Source organism: Cupriavidus sp. P-10 (genome assembly GCF_003402535.2).
Lineage (GTDB): Bacteria > Pseudomonadota > Gammaproteobacteria > Burkholderiales > Burkholderiaceae > Cupriavidus.
On record NZ_AP025171.1, the window covers coordinates 569,907 to 590,528 of the forward strand.

A 20,622-nucleotide genomic window follows, 5' to 3' on the forward strand; every position below is an offset into this window, starting at 1 on the left:
CAATACGGAGACGCGGATGGATTTCAGCTACCTGAGCACGCTGCCTGACGCCGTGCGCCATTTCGCCAGGCTGCGGCCCGACGCGGTGGCGTATGCGTTCGAGGGCCGCCAGACCACCTACGCCGACTTCGAGCGCAATACCGACCGGGTCGCGCAGGCGCTGCTGGCCGAGGGCGTCCGCGCCGGCGACCGCATTGGCTATATCGGCAAGAACAGCGACCGCTACTTCGAACTGCTGCTTGGCGCGGCCAAGGCCGGTGTCGTCACCACGCCGGCCAGCTGGCGCCTGGCGCCGCCAGAGGTCGAATTCATCGTGGGCCATTGCGATGCGGTGGTGCTGTTCGTCGGGCCGGAATCGGCGGCAATGGTGAAGTCGCTGCGGCCGGCGCTGCCGATGGTGCGCAAGGTGGTGCTGATGGAACCGTGCGCCGACGGCGGCGATGCCGCTTGCTACACCGACTGGCGCGACGCACAGCCGGCGACGCCGCCGGCACACCGTCCGGCGCCGCATGACGTGGTGTTGCAGCTATACACCTCCGGCACCACCGGGCGGCCCAAGGGCGCGATGCTGACACACCGCAACCTGACCATTGGCACCGAGGTCAGCGAACGCGAAGGCATTCCCTGGTCGCACTGGACGTCCGACGATATCTCGCTGGTGGCGATGCCTGTGGCGCATATCGGGGGCTCGGGCTGGGGCTTGCGCAATCTGCTCTCGGGCGCCAAGGGTGTGGTCGCACGCGAATTCGACCCGCGCGCTGTGCTGGATTTCATCGAGCACGAACGCGTCAGCAAGCTGTTCATGGTGCCGGCGGCGATGCAGATCGTGTTGCGCGATCCGCGCGCGCGCCAGGTGGATTACTCGCGCCTGAAGTACCTGCTGTATGGCGCCGCGCCGATTCCGGCGGCGCTGCTGCGCGAAGGCATCGAGGTGTTCGGCTGCGGCTTCGTGCAGCAGTACGGCATGACCGAGACCACCGGCACCATCGTCGCGCTGCCGCCCGAGGACCACACCACGGAAGAGGTGCCGCGCATGCGCGCTGCGGGCAAGCCGCTGCCGGGCGTGGAGATCAAGGTGGTGGACTATGAAGGGCGCGCGCTGGGTCCGGACGAAGTCGGCGAGCTCGTGGTGCGCTCGCAGCACAATATGGCCGGCTACTGGAAACAGCCCGAAGAAACCGCGCGCACCATCGATGCCGACGGCTGGCTGCGCACCGGCGACGCGGGCTATATGGATGCGGAGGGCTACCTGTACATCCATGACCGCGTCAAGGACATGATCATCAGCGGCGGCGAGAACGTCTATCCGGCCGAGGTCGAAAGCGCCATCTACGGCCACCCGCAGGTGGCCGACGTCGCGGTGATCGGCGTGCCGGACGAGAAGTGGGGCGAGGCCGTCAAGGCCATCGTCGTGCTCAAGCCAGGGCAGTCGCCGGACCGCGACGGCATCATTGCGTGGACGCGCCAGCGGCTGGCTGGCTTCAAGGTGCCGAAGAGCATCGAGTTTGTCGACGTGCTGCCGCGCAATCCGTCCGGCAAGCTGCTGCGGCGCAAGCTGCGCGAGCCGTTCTGGGAGGGGATGAACCGGCAGGTGAACTAGCCTGGCACCCTGTCCCGCTTGCGGGACAGGGTGCAACTACTTCTTCTTGATCACGCTGACCTTGCCATCGGCTTCCAGGTACAGCGCCTTGATCTCCTCGATCTTCTCGACGCCCTCTTCACGGTATTTGGCTTCCAGTTCGTCGTCGGTGATGGATTCACGCCGCATGTTCTCGCGCAGCTTGGTGCCGTCGCGCACGAGCAGGATCTTCCTCGCTTCGGCAAAGCGCTGGAATGTGGGGAAATGGTAGGCAAGCAGGTCGATCAGGCGGTTCCACGCGATCAACGTGGCAACCAGCAGCATGGCGTCGGCAACGCCTTCACCCTTGCCGGCCATGCCGTTCTGCGCAGCATCCGCAACGATCACGACCACCAGCAGGTCGGCAATGCCCAGCGAGCCGATGTCGCGCCGCACCACGAAGCGGAACATCAGGAACAGCGCCCAGTACATCACCGTGCCGCGAACGACGATCTCGAGCGGCGAGATGGTGAAGAAGAGGGCTTCGCGCCAGTCGAACGAGAGGTCCATGCCTGCAAGCGCAGCAACTTCCGGGCCACTTTGCGGGGATGGCGCTGGTGCACGCCACGCCGCCGTGCTGACGGTAATTCTTGCAGCGGCTGCGTACGGATTGCCGTGGCGCACCCGGCGGGCTCCTGCTTTCGCAGGAAGCCGCTGGTGCGAAGGTCAGTCGGCCTGGATGCCGAACTCCTTCACGATCTTCGTATAGCGCGTGGTATCCGCGGCGATCAGCTTCGACAGCGTGGCCGGCTCGCCGCCCGCCGGCGTCACCGCGATAGTGGCCATGCGGGCGACCACGTCGGGCATCTTCAGGATCTCGTTGATATGTGAGTTGAGCGTGCGCACCATGTCGGCGGGCATGTTCTTCGGACCCAGCAGCGCCTGCCAGGCACCGATCTCGACATCCTTGTAGCCCAGTTCCGCCAGCGTCGGCACATTGGGCGCGAACGGCGAGCGCTTCTGGTCTGCCACGGCCAGCGGCACCAGGCTGCCATTGCCCACGTACTGCGCCACCGCGCCGTAGGTGACGTAGGTGACCGGGACCTGGCCGCCGATCACGTCGACGATGGCGGGCGCCAGGCCGCGGTACGGCACCTGGCTGATCTTGATGCCGGCGGACTTGTTGAACAGTTCGCCCATGATGTGCATCGGCGAGCCGTTACCCGGCGTGGCATAGGTTTCCACCTTGCCCGACTTGGCGCGCGCCACCAGGTCGCTGACCTTGGTGATGCCGGTGCCCTTGTTGACCACCACGAACAGCGACTGCGTGCCGATCTGCGCGATCGGCGTGAAGTCATGCTGCACGTCGTAGGTGGCGCCGGTGCCGGCCTTGAGCACCAGCGGTGCGATGGCGACGGTGTTGGGCGCCAGCAGCAGCGTGTAGCCGTCCGGGTTGGCGCGGGCTACGTAGGCGCTGCCGATGGTGCCGGCGGCGCCGGTGCGGTTTTCCACGACCACCGACTGTTTCAGGCGCGGTGCCAGCTTTTCCGCGAACAGGCGTGCCAGGACGTCGACATCGCCGCCGGCCGGATAGGCAACGACGATGGTGATGGGTTTGCTCGGGTACGCGCCCTGGGCCAGGGCGGTGCCGGTGCCGGTGCAGAGCACGGTGGCGGCGGCGGCCAGCGTGGCCAGGACTTTGCGGCGTGCAGACTTCATGATGTTCAGACCTCGGTAAAACTTGGCGCCCGGCGGGGGCCGGGGCCACATGGCTGGTGAAGCCCGGCGCGCGGCGCCGGGGCGTCGCTACCGACTCAGAAAATGTGCTTGATGCCCAGCATCGAGCCCCACTGGTTCGCGCCCGGGCGGGGGTTGGAGCCAGGCGAGCCGCCGCTTACCGACATGGCGAGCTGGCCGTCGTTATTGATATAGCCGGCGGTGGCATAGACCGAGGTGCGCTTGCTGAAACTGTAGGTCGCGCGCAGCGCGTAGAGCATCGCCTCGTTGTCGCTGCCGTGGTAGTTCAGGAAGTAGACCTGGCCGGCCAGGTTGACTGCCGGGGTGATGTCGTAAGACACGCCGGCGTAGTACAGGTCGCTGATCGGGGTGGGGCTGCCTTCGTTGTCGCGGCGGATCCAGCCGGCGCCAAGCTTGGTGTTCTTCAGCAACATGTAGCCGCCTATCGACAGGCGGTCGTCGGTCAGGTTGCTGTTGGTCAGGCCGCCGAAGGCGCCGGGACCGCCGCGCTGCGAATCGTAGGCCGCGATCACGCCCCAGGTCTTGCTGTCATAGCCGACCATGGCCGACCACTCGCGGCACGCCTTCTTGTCGGCCGGGTTCTCGCCGGCGCAGTTGGTGCCGGCCGGGCTGGGGCCGGCGTTGACCGCGTCGCGCCCGAAGCTGTAAGTGGCACCGACCACGAAGCCGTTGAAGTTGGCCTTGTACGCGACGGCATTGTCGGCGCGCGTGTTGGGCAGGTAGCTGTCAAGCGAGCCCGAGCCGTACACGTTCGGCCCGAGGATATCGCTGTCGAGAATGGCCCAGAACAGCATCGTGTACTGGCGGCCGAACGACAGCTGGCCATACTGGTTGCTCAGCCCGACCAGCGCCTGGCGCCCGAACAGGCGGCCGCCCTGGTTGGCGTTGCCCGTGTCCGGCGAGAAGCCCGATTCCAGCACGAACAGGCCCTTCAGCCCGCCGCCCAGGTCTTCCGTGCCGCGGATGCCCCAGCGCGACGGCACCGTGGCGGTGTTGTTGGGCATGCGCACCAGGCTGTCGCCGTTGGCGCCGACATTGCTCACGTACTCGACACCGGTATCGATGACGCCATACATCGTCACCGATGATTGGGCCGAGGCCAGCAGGGGGGAAGCGGCAAGCAGCGCCGCGGCGGTTCGTGCAAGTTTCATCTACCAGTTTCCTTCCGTTTTTCCGTCTTGTAATCGTCTTTGTGGTCCGGACTGCTGCGATGGCGGCCGGGTGTCAGGGCAGGCTTGTTGTTGGCAGGGTGTTCTCCTCTTGTGGATCCTTGTGGGCTGGGATGCCTAGCAAAAATGCTGCGACAGCCGCTTTTATGTTTTATATATGGAACATCAAACAACATAAGAAACGTTGAGCAAAATATAGCCGCGAGTTTCCTAAAGCTGTGAGGAGGGTTATCCCTAGTGCGGCACGGCGACGACGCGCCGGACAGCCGCCGGCTGCACCCGCGCAGGGCCGGGCGTGCGCACGGGCGGTGCATCGGCACTACGTGGCGCGCGCCACCGGCAGTCCGGTCGCCCAGGCGTCGTGCCGCACCGGCAAAGGCGCTGCGCCCGATGCCATAAGCAAGAGCCTGGCGCGCCGTGCAAACCGGTGCGTGCACCAGCCCGGCGCGTTGACGTTTTCGTGTCGGACAGGCCTATCGTTTACCCTGATCCCGTTTCCTGAAGCGCACGCCTATGCTTTAAAAGTTTTATTCGCAAACCTAAGTTTTATATATGGAACAAAATCAACCCCCCATTCCTCCGCAGCCGGATCGGCAGCTACTGGAGGCCCTGAGCAGCGGGTTTGCGGAACGCGTGGTGACCGTCGATGGCGGCGCGCAGGTGGCGTACCGCAGTGGCGGAACCAGCGGGCCCGCCATCGTGCTGCTGCATGGCATCAGCTCCGGTGCGGCCTCGTGGCTGCCTTGCGCCAGCCTGCTGGCCGCGCAGGCGCGCGTGATCGCCTGGGACGCGCCGGGCTACGGCAATTCGACGCCGCTGGCGCAGCAGCGCCCCATGGCGTCCGACTACGCGCAACGGCTGGACGGCATGCTGCAGGCGCTGGCGATACAGCCCACCCTGATCGTCGGCCATTCGCTCGGCGCGCTGATGGCCGCGGCCTATGCCGCCAACGCGCGCAACCTGCCGGCGCGGCTGTTGCTGCTGAGCGTGGCCCAGGGCTACGGGGCGGCGGGCAAGGAAGCGCAGGCGCAGCAGGTGGCCCAGCAGCGGCTGGCGGCGCTGGACACGCTCGGCGTGGAAGGGCTGGCGCAACGCGGGCCGTCCCGGCTGCTGAGCGAGCTGGCCGATGCCGGCGCGCACGCGTGGGTGCGCTGGAACATGCAGCGGCTCGACCCGGACGGCTATCGCCAGGCGGTGGCGATGTTGTGCGGCGACGATATCGACCGTTATCTGTCGCGCCGTCCGGCGTCGCTGCCCATACGCATTGCCTGCGGCAGCCGCGACGTGGTGACCACCCCGCTGGCCTGCGGCACGCTGGCCGAACGCTTCGACCTGCCGCTGGCGCTGATCCCCGACGCCGGCCATGCCTGCTACATCGAGCAGGCCGCCGCGACCGCGCGGCTGATCCGCTCGGCGCTGCCCCAGGGCACCGCCTGATCCTTTCCGGCGCCGCCACCCGCGCGGCGCCGCTTCCCTGGCGCGCCGCTTGCGCCGCCTGATCTGAATTTTCGGGTTTACCCCAGTCAATTTTTACGGTTGCGTTGTCTATAGTCGTACCTGTGTTCAATATCTAAACCAGTGTTTCATTAGTAAAACACGACGGACGCAAAGAGCAGGTCGCATCCGGACGGCGTCGGAACACGGTCCCCCAAGCTGCAAGACATGGAGCAAAGCGCAATGGAAAGCCTCTCGTACAACCCGAACCTGGTGCCCTGGGAGCGTCCGGCGCCGAACAACGTCGCAGGCAAGGGCCATATCGAACAACCCGGCAAGGTCGCCAACATCGTCTGGCAGACCCGCGCCGCCGCCGCGACCGCCTACGAGAACGCGCTGGGCGACGCCATCGAAGCCGCCTTCGAAGGCGGTGCCCAGAACCCGCAGGACATCGTGCGCGCGTTCAACGCCGCCGGCTTCCTGGGCGTCGACGGCCAGCCCTGGACCGAAGAGCGCTTCCTCTCCGAAATGCGCCGCCTGGGCGCCTGAACCACGCCAGAACCGCGTCCCTAGCGAGAACAAGATGGAATCGAACAAGCAAGCCCGCGCCGAAGCCCGCCTGAACACCGGCCTGCGCAACTACTGGTACCCGGTCGCCGCCTCGTGGGCGGTGAGCCATGCCCCGATCGGCATCACCCGCCTGAGCCAGAACATCGTGCTGTGGCGCGACGGCGCCGGCCAGGTCCACGCGCTGGAAGACCGCTGCCCGCACCGCGGCGCGCGCCTGTCGATGGGCTGGAACCTGGGCGACCGCGTCGCCTGCTGGTACCACGGCGTGGAAGTCGGCGGCGACGGCCAGGTCAAGAGCGTGCCGGCGGTGGAAAGCTGCCCGCTGGAAGGCCGCACTTGCGTGCGCAGCTACCCGGTGCAGGAAAAGGCCGGCGCGATCTTTTTGTGGTTCGGCGACCAGGCTCCGCAAGGCGAAGGCAGCCCCGACGAGCTGCGCCTGCCGGAAGAACTGGTCAGCGAGGAACACAGCAACTTCCTGTGCGTGGCGCACTGGGACTGCAACTACCGCTACGCCATCGACAACGTGATGGACCCGATGCACGGTGCCTACCTGCACGCGGTGTCGCACTCGATGGCCTCGGGCGAGAAGTCGGCAGTGATGCAGATCCGCGAGACCGAGCACGGCCTGGTGTTCGAGAAGACCGGCCAGCGCGGCGTCAACTTCGACTGGGTGGAATTCGGCGAGACCGGCACGCTGTGGCTGCGCCTGGCGATCCCGTACCGCGCCAAGGTCGGCCCCGGCGGCCCGTTCGGCATCGTCGGCATGGCCACGCCGGTGGATGAAGACCACTGCATGGTGTTCTTCTGGCGTACCCGCCACGTGCAGGGCTGGGAGCGCGACGTATGGCGCTTCCTGTATCGCAACCGCCTGGAGCAGCTGCACTGGGACGTGCTGGAACAGGACCGCGTGGTGCTGGAAATGATGGCCCCCAACGCGCGCGACCACGAAATGCTGTACCAGCACGACGCAGGCATCACGCGCGTGCGCCGTCTGCTGAAGCGCCGCGCCGAGCAGGAAGTCGCCGACGAGCCGGTGGCGATGCTGAAGCCCGCCGGAGCCGCCAGCCATGCCTGAAGCCCTCACCAACAACACGCTGCTGGCCGGCCGCAAGGTGCTGGTCACCGGTGCCGCGCGCGGCCTCGGGCTGGCCTTCGTCAAGTCGCTGGCCGAAGCCGGCGCCAGCGTGGCGATGGCCGACATCCTGGCCGAGCGCCTGCAGCAGGAAGCCGACGCACTGCGCGCCCGCGGCCTGAAGGTGGTGCCGGTGGTGCTGGACCTGGCGGATCCCGCCTCGGTGCAGGCTTGCGCCGAGGCCGCGGTCAAGGCCCTGGGCGGCCTTGACGGCCTGGTCAACAACGCCGCCGTGACCGACTCGGGCGGCCGCGATGCCAGCGCCATCGACATCGCCACCTGGGATCGCGTGATGAACGTCAACGTGCGCGGCACCTGGCTGATGACCGCTGCCTGCCTGCCGGCGCTGCGCGCCAGTGGCCGTGGCGCGGTGGTCAACCTGGCGTCGGACACGCCGCTGTGGGGCGCGCCCAACCTGCTGGCCTATGTGGCGAGCAAGAGCGCCATCATCGGCATGACCCGCTCGCTGGCCCGTGAAATGGGCAAGGACCAGATCACCGTCAACGCGGTGGCCCCGGGCCTGACGCTGGTGGAAGCCACCGAATACGTGCCGCAGCATCGCCACGACCTGTACCGCGAGCAGCGCGCGATCCCGCGCGAGCAACTGCCCGACGACGTCTGCGGCGCGGTGCTGTTCGCCCTCTCCGACCTTGCCCGTTTCGTGACCGGCCAGACGCTGGCGGTCAACGGCGGCTTTGTCATGCATTGATCCAACTGATCCAACTGATCCACTGAAAACAGAAGGAATCCAAATGAGCGATCTTTCCCAACCAGCCAACATCAAGCGTTCGTGGGACCAGCCGGACGGCGCCTCGTTCGACCAGTGGATGGAAAGCCGCGTCGCGCGCTTCTCCACGCGCAAGTACGACTGGGACGCGCTGAAGTTCCAGGCCGACTACGACCCCAAGTACCGCCGCGCGCAGATGCGCTACCTGGGCACCGGCGGCACCGGCGTGGCCGCGGACACCAACACCGTGCCGTCGGAGCACTTCACCTTCTCCACCATGATCATCCCGGCCGGCCATGAAGGCCCGTCGCATATCCACACCGACGTGGAAGAGGTGTTCTTCGTCATGCGCGGCAAGATCAAGCTGATCCTGGAAAAGGATGGCGAGCGCTTCGAGACCATCCTGACCGACCGCGACCTGGTCTCGGTGCCGCCGGGCGTGTATCGCGAGGAAATCAACATCGGCGAGGAAGACGCGCTGATGTGCGTGATGCTCGGTGCCAAGAAGCCGATCACGCCGACGTACCCGCCCGAGCACCCGCTGACGAAGATCAAGCGGTGATGCGCCATCGGCCCGTCCGCACGCACTGACCATGAGCACCAACGCCTTCCCGACGACGCCAGCCGCCAACGAGACCCAGGACAAGTACATCGTCCCGGGCCTGGAGCGTGGGCTGCGCCTGCTCGGCGAGTTCAGCAGCAAGGACCGCACCATGTCGGCCGCCGAACTGGCGCGCCGCCTCAAGGTGCCGCGCTCCACCGTGTTCCGCCTGCTGGCCACGCTGGAAATGCTGGGCTTCGTCGAGCGCGCCGATGGCGGCCGCGATTTCCGGCTGGGCATGGCGGTGCTGCGGCTGGGGTTTGAGTACCTGGCGTCGCTGGAGTTGACCGAGCTGGGCCGCCCGCTGCTGGAGCGGCTGCGCGACGAGATCGGCTACCCGACCAACCTGGTGGTGCGCGACGGGCGTTCGATCGTCTATGTGGCCAAGGCGGTGTCACCGCGGCCGTTCGCCAGCTCGGTCAATGTCGGCACGCGTCTGCCGGCGCATGCCACGGTGCTGGGGCGCGTGCTACTGGAAGACCTGTCGCTGGCGGAATTGCGCGCGCTGTATCCGGAGGCGCAGCTGGAAGTGTTCTCCGACAGCACGCCGCGCACGGTCGATGCGCTCTTTGCCATCGTCCAGCGCGACCGCGAGCGTGGCTACGTGCTGCAGGAAGGCTTTTTCGAATCGAGCATCTCGACCATTGCCGCGCCGGTGCGCGACCGCACCGGCAAGGTGGTGGCGGCGCTGGGGGCCACCATCCCCGCCGCGCATATCGATCCGGCGCATTTCGATCCGGATCAACTGGACGCGATGGTGGAGAAGGTGAGGAACACCGCGGGCGAGCTGTCGCGCCTGCTCGACTACCGGCCGTCGCTGCACAGCGCCGGCAAGGTGGTGAATCTGTATCGGGAGTGAGGACAATGTCCATGATTGAACTCGGCGGCAAGGTTGCCGTCGTTACCGGCGGGTCCTCCGGCATCGGGCTGGCGACCGTCGAACTGCTGCTCGAAGCGGGCGCCGCCGTCGCCCTGTGCGGCCGCGACGAAGCCCGCCTGCGCGGCGCCGAAGCACAGCTGCGCGAGAAGTTCGCCGGCTGCCGGCTCCATGCCGCGACCTGCGACGTGCTCAAGCCGGAACAGGTCGCCGCCTTTGCCGCCGACGTGCAGGCCACGCTGGGCAACGTTGACATGCTGGTCAACAACGCCGGCCAGGGCCGCGTGTCCACCTTCGCCAATACCGAGGACGCGGCCTGGATGGACGAACTGCAGCTCAAGTTCTTCTCGGTGATCCACCCGACGCGCGCCTTCCTGCCGCAGCTGGAGAAGTCGGGCCAGGGCGCGATCGTCTGCGTCAACTCGCTGCTGGCGCAGCAGCCGGAGCCGCACATGGTGGCGACCTCCGCCGCGCGCGCCGGCGTGCTCAACCTGGTGCGCTCGATGGCCACCGAATTCGCGCCCAAGGGTGTCCGTGTCAACGGCATCCTGATCGGGCTGGTCGAGTCGGGCCAGTGGCGCCGCCGCTTCGAGGCGCGTGCCGAAGAAGACCGCCACCTGGACTGGGCCGCGTGGACCGCGCGCCTGGCCCAGCAGAAACATATTCCCCTTGGCCGCCTGGGCCTGCCTGTCGAGGCAGCCCGCGCCATCCTGTTCCTTGCCTCGCCGTTGTCTTCGTACACCACGGGCAGCCATATCGATATCTCCGGAGGACACTCCCGTCATGCCTAATCAACAACAGTACGAACAACAGCAGGTCACCGTTGGCTGCGCCATCACGGCGTTCCTCGAGCAGTGCGGGGTCAAGGCCGCGTTCGGCGTGATCTCGATCCACAACATGCCGATCCTGGATGCCATGGGCGAGCGCGGCAAGATCCGCTTCGTGCCGGCGCGCGGCGAAGCGGGCGGCACCAACATGGCTGACGCCTACGCCCGTACCACTGGCGGCCTGGGTGTGTGCCTGACCAGCACCGGCACCGCCGCGGGCAATGCCGCCGGCGCGATGGTTGAAGCGCTGACCGCCGGCACGCCGATGCTGCATATCACCGGCCAGATCGAGACGCCGTACCTGGACCAGAGCCTGGCCTACATCCACGAAGCGCCGGACCAGCTCACCATGCTGAAGGCCGTGTCGAAGGCCGCCTTCCGCATCCGCAGCGCCGACACCGCGATCAGCACCATCAAGCTGGCCGTGCAGACCGCGCTGACGGCGCCGACCGGCCCGGTCAGCGTCGAGATCCCCATCGACATCCAGGCCGCGCTGATCGACCTGCCGGCCGACCTGCAGCCGCTGCCGGTGCCCAGGCACGTGCCGTCGGCGCACGCGCTGGACGCGCTGGCCGAGCGCCTGGCGAATGCCAGGCGCCCGCTGCTGTGGCTGGGCGGCGGTGCGCGCCACGCCAGCAAGCAAGTGCAACGCCTGCTGGACCTGGGCTTCGGCGTGGTCACCAGCACGCAGGGCCGCGGCATCGTGGCGGAAGATGATCCGCGCTCGCTGGGCGCCTACAACCTGCACAAGCCGGTCGAGGCCTTCTACCAGACCTGCGACGCGATGCTGGTGGTGGGTTCGCGCCTGCGCGGCAATGAAACCCTGAAGTACGAACTGAAGCTGCCGCGCCCGCTGCTGCGCATCGACGCCGACCCGGCCGCCGAAGGCCGCTGCTACCTGAGCGACTACTTTGTCAGCGGCGACGCCGCGCTGGCGCTGGACGCCCTGGCAGACCGGCTCGAAAAGCGCATGAAGGTCGATCCGGCCTTCGCCGCCGACCTGCGCCGCGCGCACGACGTTGCCGTCAACGGCCTGGTCGATGGCCTGGGCCCGTACTCGGCACTGGTGCAGGCACTCCAGGGCGCGGTGGGCCGCAACTTCAACTGGGTGCGCGACGTGACCGTGTCGAACAGCACCTGGGGCAACCGCGAACTGCGCATCTTCGACTCGCGTGCCGGCGTGCACGCGCTGGGCGGCGGCATCGGCCAGGGCCTGGCCATGGGCATCGGCGCCGCGATCGGCGCGGCGGCCACTGCCTCGGGCAAGAAGACTTTCACGCTTGCCGGCGACGGCGGCTTCATCCTGAACCTGGGTGAGCTGGCTACCGCGGTGCAGGAACGCGCCGACATGGTCATCGTGCTGATGAACGACAAGGGCTACGGCGTGATCAAGAACATCCAGGACGCGCAGTACGGCGGCCGCCGCCACTACGTGGACCTGCATACGCCCGACTACGCCGCGCTGGCCAAGTCGCTGTCGCTGCGCCATGCGCGCGTCAGCAGCCTGGCCGAAGTGGGCGCCGCGCTGGAGCAGGCCACGGTCGAGCCCGGCCCGTTCCTGCTGGAAATCGACATGCTGTCGATCGGCAGCTTCAAGACCGTGTTTGCCGGCCCGCCGGTGAACAAGGAAACCCCGGCTTCGGAACAGGCCACCGTCAGCGCCTGAGGAGAGCAGAAAAATGCTGCATGTGTCCATGATTGGGTGCGGTGCGATTGGCCGGGGCGTGCTTGAGCTGCTCAAGAGCGATCCCGACGTCGCCTTCGACGTGGTGATCGTGCCCGAGAGCGCGATGGACGAGGCCCGCGGCGCGCTCTCCGCGCTGGCGCCCAGCGCCCGCGTGGCCACGCACCTGGACGACCAGCGCCCCGACCTGCTGGTCGAGTGCGCCGGCCACCATGCGCTGGAAGAGCACATCGTGCCGGCGCTGGAGCGCGGCATTCCGTGCATGGTGGTGTCGGTGGGCGCGCTTTCCGAGCCCGGCATGGCCGAGCGGCTGGAAGCGGCCGCGCGCCGTGGCGGCACGCAGGTGCAACTGCTCTCCGGCGCGATCGGTGCGATCGATGCGCTGGCCGCGGCTCGCGTCGGCGGGCTGGATGAAGTGATCTACACCGGCCGCAAGCCGGCGCGTGCGTGGATCGGCACGCCGGCCGAGAAGCTGTTCGACCTGGATGCGCTGACCGAGACGACGGTGATCTTCGAAGGCACGGCGCGCGATGCCGCACGCCTGTACCCGAAGAACGCCAACGTCGCCGCCACGGTGTCGCTGGCCGGCCTCGGGCTGGACCGCACCTCGGTGAAGCTGCTGGCCGATCCGCATGCGGTGGAGAACGTGCATCACGTGGAAGCGCGTGGGGCATTCGGAGGCTTCGAACTGACCATGCGCGGCAAGCCGCTCGCCGCCAACCCGAAGACTTCCGCGCTGACGGTGTTCAGCGTGGTGCGCGCGCTGGGCAACCGGGCGCACGCCGTATCGATTTAAAGGACCGACAGTTTGCTCCCCTCTCCCGCGTGCGGGAGAGGGGAGTCCCGCCGCAGCATGGGTGAGGGCATCGCAGCGAAATAACGCAGTAAGGCCGGCAGCGGCAACGACAGACACAGCAGGCAACGACATGAACCCACAAGAAGTACTCCCCATCTGCATCGCAGGCGAATGGCGCCTGGGGACCGGCGACCGCTACGGCACGCGCTACCCAGCCACCGGCGAAGTCGTCGCGGAACTCAACGCCGCCAGCCTGGCTGATGTGGAAGAGGCCGTGCAGGGCGCCCACCACGCCTTCCTCACCAGCGGCTGGGCCCAGCGCAAGCCGCACGAGCGCGCCGCCGTGCTGTACCGTGTGGCCGAACTGATCCGCGCACAAGCCGAACCGCTGGCACAACGCCAGCGCCTGGACAACGGCAAGCCGATCAGCGAAACGCGCGCGCTGGTCGCCAGCGCCGCCGGCACCTTCCAGTTCTTTGCCGCCGCCTGCGAAACGCTGGAAGAAACCATCACGCCGCAGCGTGGCGACTGCCTGACCATGAGCGTCTACGAGCCGATGGGCGTGGTCGCGGCGATCACGCCGTGGAACTCGCCGATCGCCAGCGAAGCGCAGAAGATGGCGCCCGCGCTCGCCGCGGGCAACGCCGTGGTGGTCAAGCCCGCCGAAGTCACGCCGCTGATGGCGCTGGAACTGGCGCGCATCTGTGAAGAAGCCGGCGTGCCCAAAGGCCTGATCAGCGTGCTGCCGGGCAAGGGTTCGGTGATCGGTGATGCCATCACCAAGCATCCGCTGGTGCGCCGGGTGTCGTTCACCGGCGGCACCACCACCGGCAAGCACATCGCGCATATCGCCGCCGACAAGATGATGCCGGTGTCGCTGGAGCTGGGCGGCAAGTCGCCGACCATGGTGTTCGACGACGCCGACCTCGACCACGCGGTCAACGGCGTGCTGTATGGCATCTTCAGTTCGTCAGGCGAGTCGTGCATCGCCGGCTCGCGCCTGTTCGTGGCGCGTTCGCAGTACGAGCCGTTCATCGACCGCCTCGCCGCAGGCGCCGCGCACCTGCGCGTGGGCGATCCCGCCGACGAACGCACCCAGATGGGTCCGCTGATCACCGATCGCCACCGCGACAGCATCGAATCGTACGTCGCGACTGGCGTGCACGAAGGCGGACAACTGCGCACCGGCGGCCTGCGCCCCGACGTGGCAGGCCTGCCCAACGGCTACTTCTACACGCCCACCATCATCGAAGGCCTGGATAACAACGCCCGCATCTGCCAGGAAGAAATCTTCGGGCCGGTGCTGGTGGCGATCCCGTTCGACGACGAGGATGACCTGATCGAACAGGCCAACGACAGCGTCTACGCGCTGGCCGCCGGCATCTGGACACGCGACTACAAGCGCGCGTGGCGCGTGGCACGTGCGGTGCAGGCGGGCAATGTGTGGATCAACACCTACAAGCAGTTCTCGATCGCGACGCCGTTCGGCGGCTGGCGCGACAGCGGCCTGGGCCGCGAGAAGGGACGGCTGGGCATCCTGCAGTACATGGAGCAGAAAAGCGTGTACTGGGGCCTGAACGAACAACCGCTGCCGTGGGCCAACCACTGAACCCGGCAGGCTGGAGAGAAGCAATGATCAAGGTATTGGGAATCGACGAGATCGTCTACGGCGCGGATGACTTTGACGCCTGCCGTGGCTTTTTCTCGGACTGGGGCCTGGCCATCAAGCGCGATGACGCGCAGGGCCTGGACTTTGAAACGCTGAACGGTTGCCGCGTGCTGGTGCGCCGCATCGAGGATCCGTCGCTGCCGCCCGCGATCGAGGCCGGCCCGACGCTGCGCGAAGTGGTGTGGGGCGTCGAGTCGCAGGCCTCGCTGGACCATCTCGCTGACGCGATCGCCGATGCGCCGGGCTTTGTAAAGCAAGGCGAGGGCGCCACGCTGCGCATCGGCTGCACCGACCCGAACGGCCTGGCAGTGCGCTTCCAGGTCACGCGCAAGCATGAGGTGCAGGTCGACTGCGCGCTGATGAATACGTGGAACGACAAGCCGCGCATGAACCAGCGCAGCCCGATCTACGACCACGCCACGCCGATCGAAGTGGGCCACGTGGTGTTCTTCGTGAAAGATGTCAAGGCCACCGAGCAGTTCTATGTGGAGAAGTTCGGCTTCGTGCCGTCGGACCGCTACCCGGACCGCGGCGCGTTCCTGCGCTGCACGGCCGATGGCGGCCACCACGACCTGTTCCTGCTGCAGCTGCCGGAGCCGAAGAGCGGCCTGAACCATGTCGCCTTCACCGTGCGCGATATCCACGAAGTCTTTGGCGGCGGCATGCATGTGTCGCGCAAGGGCTGGGACACGCAGCTCGGTCCGGGCCGGCATCCGATCTCGTCGGCGTACTTCTGGTACTTCAAGAATCCGGCCGGCGGCCTGATCGAGTACTACGCCGATGAAGACCAGCTCGACGAGCACTGGGAGCCGCGCGCCTTCGAGCCGGGCCCGACCATGTTCGCCGAATGGGCGATCGAGGGCGGCATCGACGGCAACACCCGCCGCCAGAAGAACGCGGGCGGCCCGGCGGGCAAGTTCCTGACCGAGAAGCGGTAAGAGAGAAGCGCAACAGAAGGAAGCAGCAATGAGTGCCCACCAGTCCCTGACCCTGCGCGTCCAGGCCATGCGTTTTGAAGCGCGCGGCGTGGTCAGCATCGAACTGCAAGATCCCGAAGGGAAGACCCTGCCCGAGTACAGCCCGGGCGCCCATATCGACCTGCACCTGGGCAACGGCCTGGTGCGCAGCTACTCGCTGTGCGGCGCGCCGGAAGCGCGCAACCGCTACACCGTGGGCGTGCTGCTGGACCGCGGCAGCCGCGGCGGCTCGCGCTACGTGCACGAGCAGCTGCGCGTGGGTGCCACGCTGACGGTGGGCGCGCCGCGCAACAACTTCGAGCTGGACGAGAGCGCCGCGCATACCGTGCTGGTTGCCGGTGGCATCGGCGTCACGCCGATCGTCTGCATGGCGCGCCGGCTGGCGGAGCTGGGCAAGTCGTTCACGCTGATCTACTGCGCGCGTTCGCGTGCCGAGGCGGCATTCGTCGAACAGCTGTCGGCTTACGGCGACGCGGTGCGCTTCCACTTCGACGATGAAACGGGCGCACCGCCGGACCTGAAGGCGATGCTGGGCGGACAGGACGAGCAGACGCATTTCTACTGCTGCGGCCCGGGCCCGATGCTGAATGCGTTCGAGGCCGCGTGCGAGGCGCATGCCTACCCGAACGTCCATATCGAACGCTTCGCCGCCGACCCGTCGACCGAGGCGGTGCAGGAAGGCGAATACGTGGTGCAGCTGTCGCGCACCGGCAATCTCGTCAAGGTGCCGTCGGGCAAGTCGCTGCTCGATGCGCTGCTCGATTCCGGCGTGGAAGTCGAATACAGCTGCCGCGAAGGCGTGTGCGGATCGTGCGAGACCGCCGTGCTGGAAGGCTGCCCCGACCACCGCGACAGCGTGCTGAGCAACAGCGAGCGCGCCAGCAACAAGACCATGATGGTGTGCGTGTCCGGGTGCAAGGGCAGCAAGCTGGTGCTGGATTTGTAATTCCGCGCTTGTGTTCGCCCCTCTCCCGCAGGCGGGAGAGGGGAGCAACCCCCGAAGAATCAACCGAGAAGTACCGTGTTCACACAGAGACAAGACGCAGCGTCCCCCGGCGCACCGGTGGCCGCCACCGCAGGTATCGTGACCACGGCCGACAGTGCCGGCCAGGGCGCCGCCACGGCCACCGCCCGCAGCGGCCCGCCCGGTGGCGCCATCACGCGCGGCAATATCGTCGCCCGCATCGAACGCATGCCGGGCAACGCCATGCATATCCGCGCCCGGCTGCTGATCGGCCTGGCCACCTTCTTCGATGGCTTCGACGTCATCGCCATTGCCGCCACGCTGCCGCTGCTGATCGCGCAGTGGTCGCTGACGCCGGTACAGATCGGCGTCCTGATCGCGGCGCCGTCGGTCGGCCAGCTGGTCGGGGCGCTGCTGTTCCCGGGGCTGGCCGAGCGCTTTGGCCGGTTGCGCTCGATCGGCTGGAGCGCGGGCATCATCGGCCTGATGAGCATTGCCTGCGGCCTGGCGCCGTCATTCGAGATCTTCCTGCTGCTGCGCATCGTGCAGGGCCTGGGCCTTGGCGGCGAACTGCCGGTCGCGGCCACCTATATCAACGAAGTCACGCGCGCGCATGGCCGCGGGCGCTTCGTGCTGCTGTACGAGGTGGTGTTCCCGATCGGCCTGATGGTGTCCAACGGCGTCGGCGCCTGGCTGGTGCCGCACTACGGCTGGGAGGTGATGTACTTCATCGGCGGCGTGCCGCTGGTGCTGTTCTTCATCCTGAAGCGCGTCATCCCCGAATCGCCGCGCTGGCTGGCCGAGAAGGGCCGCCTGGAAGAAGCGGATGCCGCCCTGCGCGCGTTCGAGGCCCGCGCCAGGGGCCCGCTGCCGCCGCCGCAGAATGCCAGCGCCTACGACCGCATGACCCAGCATCCGCGCCGCCGCGTGCGCGACCTGGTCGGCAAGGCCTACCGGGGGCGCACGATTGCGGTCTGGATGCTGTGGGCGACCTGCGGTTTTATCCAGTATGGCCTGTCGACGTGGCTGCCCACGGTCTACAAGACGGTCTACCACGCGCCGCTGCAACTGGCGCTGAACCTGGCCGCGGGCGCCTCGGTGCTGGGTGTGGTCGGCTCGCTGGTATGCGCGATGATCGTCGACAAGGTCGGCCGCAAGCCGGTGATCAACGTGTCGTTCCTGCTGTGCGCGCTGTCGCTGGTGCTGGCGGGCGTGTTCCACGCTTCGTCGGTATACGTGGTGGCGACCTTCTGTGCGCTGGCGATGGGCTTCCTGGCCAGCGGTTTCATCACCGCCTACGTCTATACGCCCGAGCTGTACCCGACCAGCGTGCGCGCGATGGGCTGTGGGCTTGGCGGCGCCTGGCTGAAGCTGGCCGCCATCTTCGCGCCGACACTGATCGCCGGCACCATCGGCAACGGCACGCTCAATGTGGCGTTCTTCGCGCTGGCCGTGGTCCCCGCGCTGGCGGCCATCACCGTTCACTTCTTCGGCATCGAGACCAAGGGGCAGGTGCTGGAGGAACTGGAGGTCTGAGCGGGCGCGTGCTCGTCCCGTTCATCTTTGAAGGCCGCGCCGGGATCCGGGGCGGCTTTTTTTCTTTGCTTCAGCTCATGCGCGTGCCGGTGACGGCAACGACCTTCGCCCACCGCGCGATCTCGCCCTGCAGGAACTGCCTGAACTGCACGGCGTCATTGCCCACCGGCACCAGGCCCTCGCCGCCCAGCCGCTTGCGCATCGCCGGCGAAGCCACCGCGGCACGCACCGCCTTCTCCAGCTGCGCCACCACATCGGCCGGCATGCCGGCCGGGCCGAGCAGGCCGTACCACGAGCTGTAGTCGAATCCGGGAACCACGTCGGCAATCGGCGCGATATCGGGAAACGCGGCCAGGCGCTTCGGGCTGCTCACCCCCAGTCCCTTGACCTTGCCGGCCAGCAACAGCGGCTGCACCGTGGCGACATTGCCCAGCAGCAGGTCCGCCTGGCTGGCGACCACGTCGGCCACGGCAGGTGCCGCGCCCTTGTAGGGCACGCTGACAAGGTCGATGCCGGCGTCATGCTTGAGCATTTCGCCGGCCAGGTGGTTGGCGCTGCCGATTCCTGCCACGGCGATGCTGAGCTTGCCCGGGCGGGACTTGGCCAGCGCGATCAGTTCGCGCACATTCTTCGCGCCCAGATCCGGCCGCGACACCAGCAGCAGCGGCGAGGTGGCGATCAGCGAGACCGGGGTGAAGTCCTTGAGCGGATCGAACGGCTTCTTCTCGAACAGCGCGGGATTGATCGCGTGGCTGGTGTAGCTGAGCAGCAGCGTGCTGCCGTCCGGCTCGGCCTTGGCCACCGCGGTTGCGGCGATATTGCCCGCCGCGCCGCCGCGGTTCTCGACGATGAAGGATTGCTTGAGGCGCTGCTCCAGCTCGGCGGCCAGCGCGCGGGCCACCAGGTCGGTGCCTCCGCCCGGCGTGGCGCCGACCAGCACCCTGGTTACCGCGGGCGCGGCACGCAGGCTGGCCGGCAGCAGTGTGCCGGCAGCCAGCAGCGCGAGGAAGTCGCGTCGTTGCATGGGTTGTCTCCGTTTCTCTCGTTATGGTCCTGGCGATGGGGGGATCGCTGGCGGGCGGCGCTTATGCGGCAGCCGTCTCGGACTGGCTGGCCGCATGCCCGGCCAGGATGCGCGCCATGTCTTCCTGTTGCACCAGCGGGCGCCAGGTTTCGAACAGCATGCCGAGCGCGGCCGCCTGGCGCTTCTCATAGCCGAGGAAGGCCTGCGTGATGGCGCTGCCGCGCACGCCGCCGCGTACCGAGCCGGCGCGCACGTCGCCGTAGTACTCCTTCCAGTCGTCCGGCAGCGGCTGCGAGCCCGGCACGGCCAGCCACAGGCGGAACAGGTGGCGCTTGCGGTCCGGTTCTTCATGGTCTTCAAACGGCGTGCGCGAATGCAGCGTGACGTAGTTGTTCAGCAACTGCATGTCGCCCTGTTCCAGTTCCATGGTGAAGCAGAGTTCGTCGCTGGGCATCAGTGCATCGAGCAGATCCAGCGCCTCGAGCTGTGCCGGCGTCAGGCGCGGCAGTTCCGCGAAATCGCGCTGCGCGGCGTCGGTGTTCTTGCGGTTGGTGCGCGCCGAGAAGGATTCCGGGTGGCTGCCGAAGATCGGGCAGCGGTAGTACGGCGGCTGCGAGGGGTCCTGCGTGCCCTGGTAGCTGTGAAAGAACGTGCCCTTGAGCACCGCGATCAGGTCCGGGCGCTGCTGCTGCACGGCTTCATACAGCGCGATCGAGCTGATCACCTTGCTGGTGCCGCCGGACCTGGCGGTGCGGCGGCACAGCAGGCCCACCACGTCGCAAGAGTCCTGGTGGAAGTCGAGCCCGGCATTGGTGTTATAGCCGCGCCCGCCCTTGACCTTGTATTCGCCGCCCTCGTTGCGCACGTCGTTCATGAATTCGCTGGCGCGGTTCTGCGTGCGCCCCACGCCCATGTAGAGGCTCATGCCCCAGTAGGCCAGGCGCGATTCTTCCTCGGTCCACTCGTCGACGGGGAAGCCCTTGACCAGGCACATCCCCCAGCCGCCCTGCGTGATGTCGATGGCCCGCTTGAGCACGCCGCGGGCGGCCTCGTTCAGCGGGAAGTCGGCCTGTTTCATGTCCAGCAGTGGCTTGCCCAGCGTCCTCGCATGGTTGAGGGCGTCGCGCATGCCCTGGATCTCGGCGTCGCTCATGCGCACGACCCAGCTGCGGTCTTCGCGGGCCTGGCGGGCGGTCCAGGGCAGGGGGCGTTGGGATGCGGCGATGGCTGACATGTCTGGGGTCTCCTCCGTGTTTGTGCCTGACGTTGGAACCCAGTCTATCGAGCTGGCCTATCATTAGAAAAGCGAACATATTTGA

19 protein-coding genes are annotated in these 20,622 nt (G+C 67.5%); 14 read left to right on the forward strand and 5 right to left on the reverse strand.

The genetic code is table 11. The annotated features are described in order from the left end of the window. Nucleotides 1–16: 16 nt before the first annotated feature. Nucleotides 17–1,600, forward strand: coding sequence for a fatty acid--CoA ligase (locus CTP10_RS19680; protein WP_116322655.1), 1,584 nt, complete (start codon nucleotides 17–19; stop codon nucleotides 1,598–1,600). 36 nt (nucleotides 1,601–1,636) lie between these two features. Here CTP10_RS19680 and CTP10_RS19685 read toward each other — a convergent pair whose 3' ends face one another. The 3 genes from CTP10_RS19685 to CTP10_RS19695 all read right to left on the reverse strand — a co-directional run bounded on the left by CTP10_RS19685 (nucleotide 1,637) and on the right by CTP10_RS19695 (nucleotide 4,467). Continuing rightward, nucleotides 1,637–2,128, reverse strand: a complete 492-nt coding sequence (locus CTP10_RS19685) for a DUF421 domain-containing protein (RefSeq protein ID WP_116322656.1) — start codon at nucleotides 2,126–2,128, stop codon at nucleotides 1,637–1,639. A gap of 156 nt (nucleotides 2,129–2,284) precedes the next feature. Further along, nucleotides 2,285–3,277, reverse strand: a complete 993-nt coding sequence (locus CTP10_RS19690) for a Bug family tripartite tricarboxylate transporter substrate binding protein (protein WP_116322657.1) — start codon at nucleotides 3,275–3,277, stop codon at nucleotides 2,285–2,287. 95 nt (nucleotides 3,278–3,372) lie between these two features. After that, nucleotides 3,373–4,467, reverse strand: coding sequence for a porin (locus tag CTP10_RS19695; protein WP_116322658.1), 1,095 nt, complete (start codon nucleotides 4,465–4,467; stop codon nucleotides 3,373–3,375). A gap of 570 nt (nucleotides 4,468–5,037) precedes the next feature. On the opposite strand from CTP10_RS19695, the gene CTP10_RS19700 reads away from it, so the two are divergent. The 13 genes from CTP10_RS19700 (at nucleotide 5,038) to CTP10_RS19760 (ending at nucleotide 18,279) form a co-directional block, all read left to right on the forward strand. Next, a complete protein-coding gene (locus CTP10_RS19700; RefSeq protein ID WP_116322659.1) occupies nucleotides 5,038–5,922 on the forward strand; it encodes an alpha/beta fold hydrolase in 885 nt (294 codons plus the stop codon). Between the two features lie 240 nt (nucleotides 5,923–6,162). Further along, a complete protein-coding gene (locus CTP10_RS19705; RefSeq protein WP_376790677.1) occupies nucleotides 6,163–6,468 on the forward strand; it encodes a recombinase-like helix-turn-helix domain-containing protein in 306 nt (101 codons plus the stop codon). Between the two features lie 34 nt (nucleotides 6,469–6,502). Beyond that, nucleotides 6,503–7,564: an aromatic ring-hydroxylating dioxygenase subunit alpha gene (locus tag CTP10_RS19710; protein ID WP_116322661.1), complete on the forward strand. Its 1,062-nt coding sequence runs from the start codon at nucleotides 6,503–6,505 to the stop codon at nucleotides 7,562–7,564. Then, nucleotides 7,557–8,330, forward strand: coding sequence for an SDR family oxidoreductase (locus CTP10_RS19715; protein ID WP_116322662.1), 774 nt, complete (start codon nucleotides 7,557–7,559; stop codon nucleotides 8,328–8,330). The genes CTP10_RS19710 and CTP10_RS19715 overlap by 8 nt, the downstream gene beginning before the upstream one ends. Before the next feature lie 43 nt (nucleotides 8,331–8,373). Then, a complete protein-coding gene (locus CTP10_RS19720) occupies nucleotides 8,374–8,910 on the forward strand; it encodes a cupin domain-containing protein (RefSeq protein ID WP_116322663.1) in 537 nt (178 codons plus the stop codon). Nucleotides 8,911–8,941: 31 nt separating this feature from the next. Continuing rightward, the gene (locus CTP10_RS19725) at nucleotides 8,942–9,808 is read left to right on the forward strand and encodes an IclR family transcriptional regulator (RefSeq protein ID WP_116322664.1); all 867 of its coding nucleotides are present in this window, start codon (nucleotides 8,942–8,944) and stop codon (nucleotides 9,806–9,808) included. A gap of 5 nt (nucleotides 9,809–9,813) precedes the next feature. Then, nucleotides 9,814–10,617: an SDR family oxidoreductase gene (locus tag CTP10_RS19730; RefSeq protein WP_116322665.1), complete on the forward strand. Its 804-nt coding sequence runs from the start codon at nucleotides 9,814–9,816 to the stop codon at nucleotides 10,615–10,617. After that, nucleotides 10,610–12,319, forward strand: a complete 1,710-nt coding sequence (locus tag CTP10_RS19735) for a thiamine pyrophosphate-binding protein (RefSeq protein ID WP_116322666.1) — start codon at nucleotides 10,610–10,612, stop codon at nucleotides 12,317–12,319. Before CTP10_RS19730 ends, CTP10_RS19735 begins: the two co-directional genes overlap by 8 nt. 13 nt (nucleotides 12,320–12,332) lie before the next feature. Beyond that, the gene (locus tag CTP10_RS19740) at nucleotides 12,333–13,133 is read left to right on the forward strand and encodes an aspartate dehydrogenase (protein WP_029047256.1); all 801 of its coding nucleotides are present in this window, start codon (nucleotides 12,333–12,335) and stop codon (nucleotides 13,131–13,133) included. Between the two features lie 130 nt (nucleotides 13,134–13,263). Next, nucleotides 13,264–14,742 (forward strand): aldehyde dehydrogenase, encoded by a 1,479-nt coding sequence (locus CTP10_RS19745; RefSeq protein WP_116322667.1) that lies wholly within the window; start codon nucleotides 13,264–13,266, stop codon nucleotides 14,740–14,742. Between the two features lie 23 nt (nucleotides 14,743–14,765). Further along, the gene (locus tag CTP10_RS19750; protein ID WP_116322668.1) at nucleotides 14,766–15,740 is read left to right on the forward strand and encodes a VOC family protein; all 975 of its coding nucleotides are present in this window, start codon (nucleotides 14,766–14,768) and stop codon (nucleotides 15,738–15,740) included. Nucleotides 15,741–15,768: 28 nt separating this feature from the next. Continuing rightward, nucleotides 15,769–16,725 (forward strand): PDR/VanB family oxidoreductase, encoded by a 957-nt coding sequence (locus tag CTP10_RS19755; RefSeq protein ID WP_116322669.1) that lies wholly within the window; start codon nucleotides 15,769–15,771, stop codon nucleotides 16,723–16,725. 138 nt (nucleotides 16,726–16,863) lie between these two features. Next, nucleotides 16,864–18,279: an MFS transporter gene (locus CTP10_RS19760; protein ID WP_442875242.1), complete on the forward strand. Its 1,416-nt coding sequence runs from the start codon at nucleotides 16,864–16,866 to the stop codon at nucleotides 18,277–18,279. A gap of 70 nt (nucleotides 18,280–18,349) precedes the next feature. On the opposite strand, the gene CTP10_RS19765 is transcribed toward CTP10_RS19760, so the two are convergent. Continuing rightward, entirely contained in the window at nucleotides 18,350–19,303 is a 954-nt protein-coding gene (locus tag CTP10_RS19765) for a tripartite tricarboxylate transporter substrate binding protein (RefSeq protein WP_116322671.1), read from the reverse strand. Nucleotides 19,304–19,364: 61 nt separating this feature from the next. Then, on the reverse strand, nucleotides 19,365–20,537 hold the full coding sequence (locus CTP10_RS19770; protein WP_116322672.1) for a TauD/TfdA family dioxygenase: 1,173 nt from the start codon (nucleotides 20,535–20,537) through the stop codon (nucleotides 19,365–19,367). Between the last annotated feature and the right edge of the window lie 85 nt (nucleotides 20,538–20,622).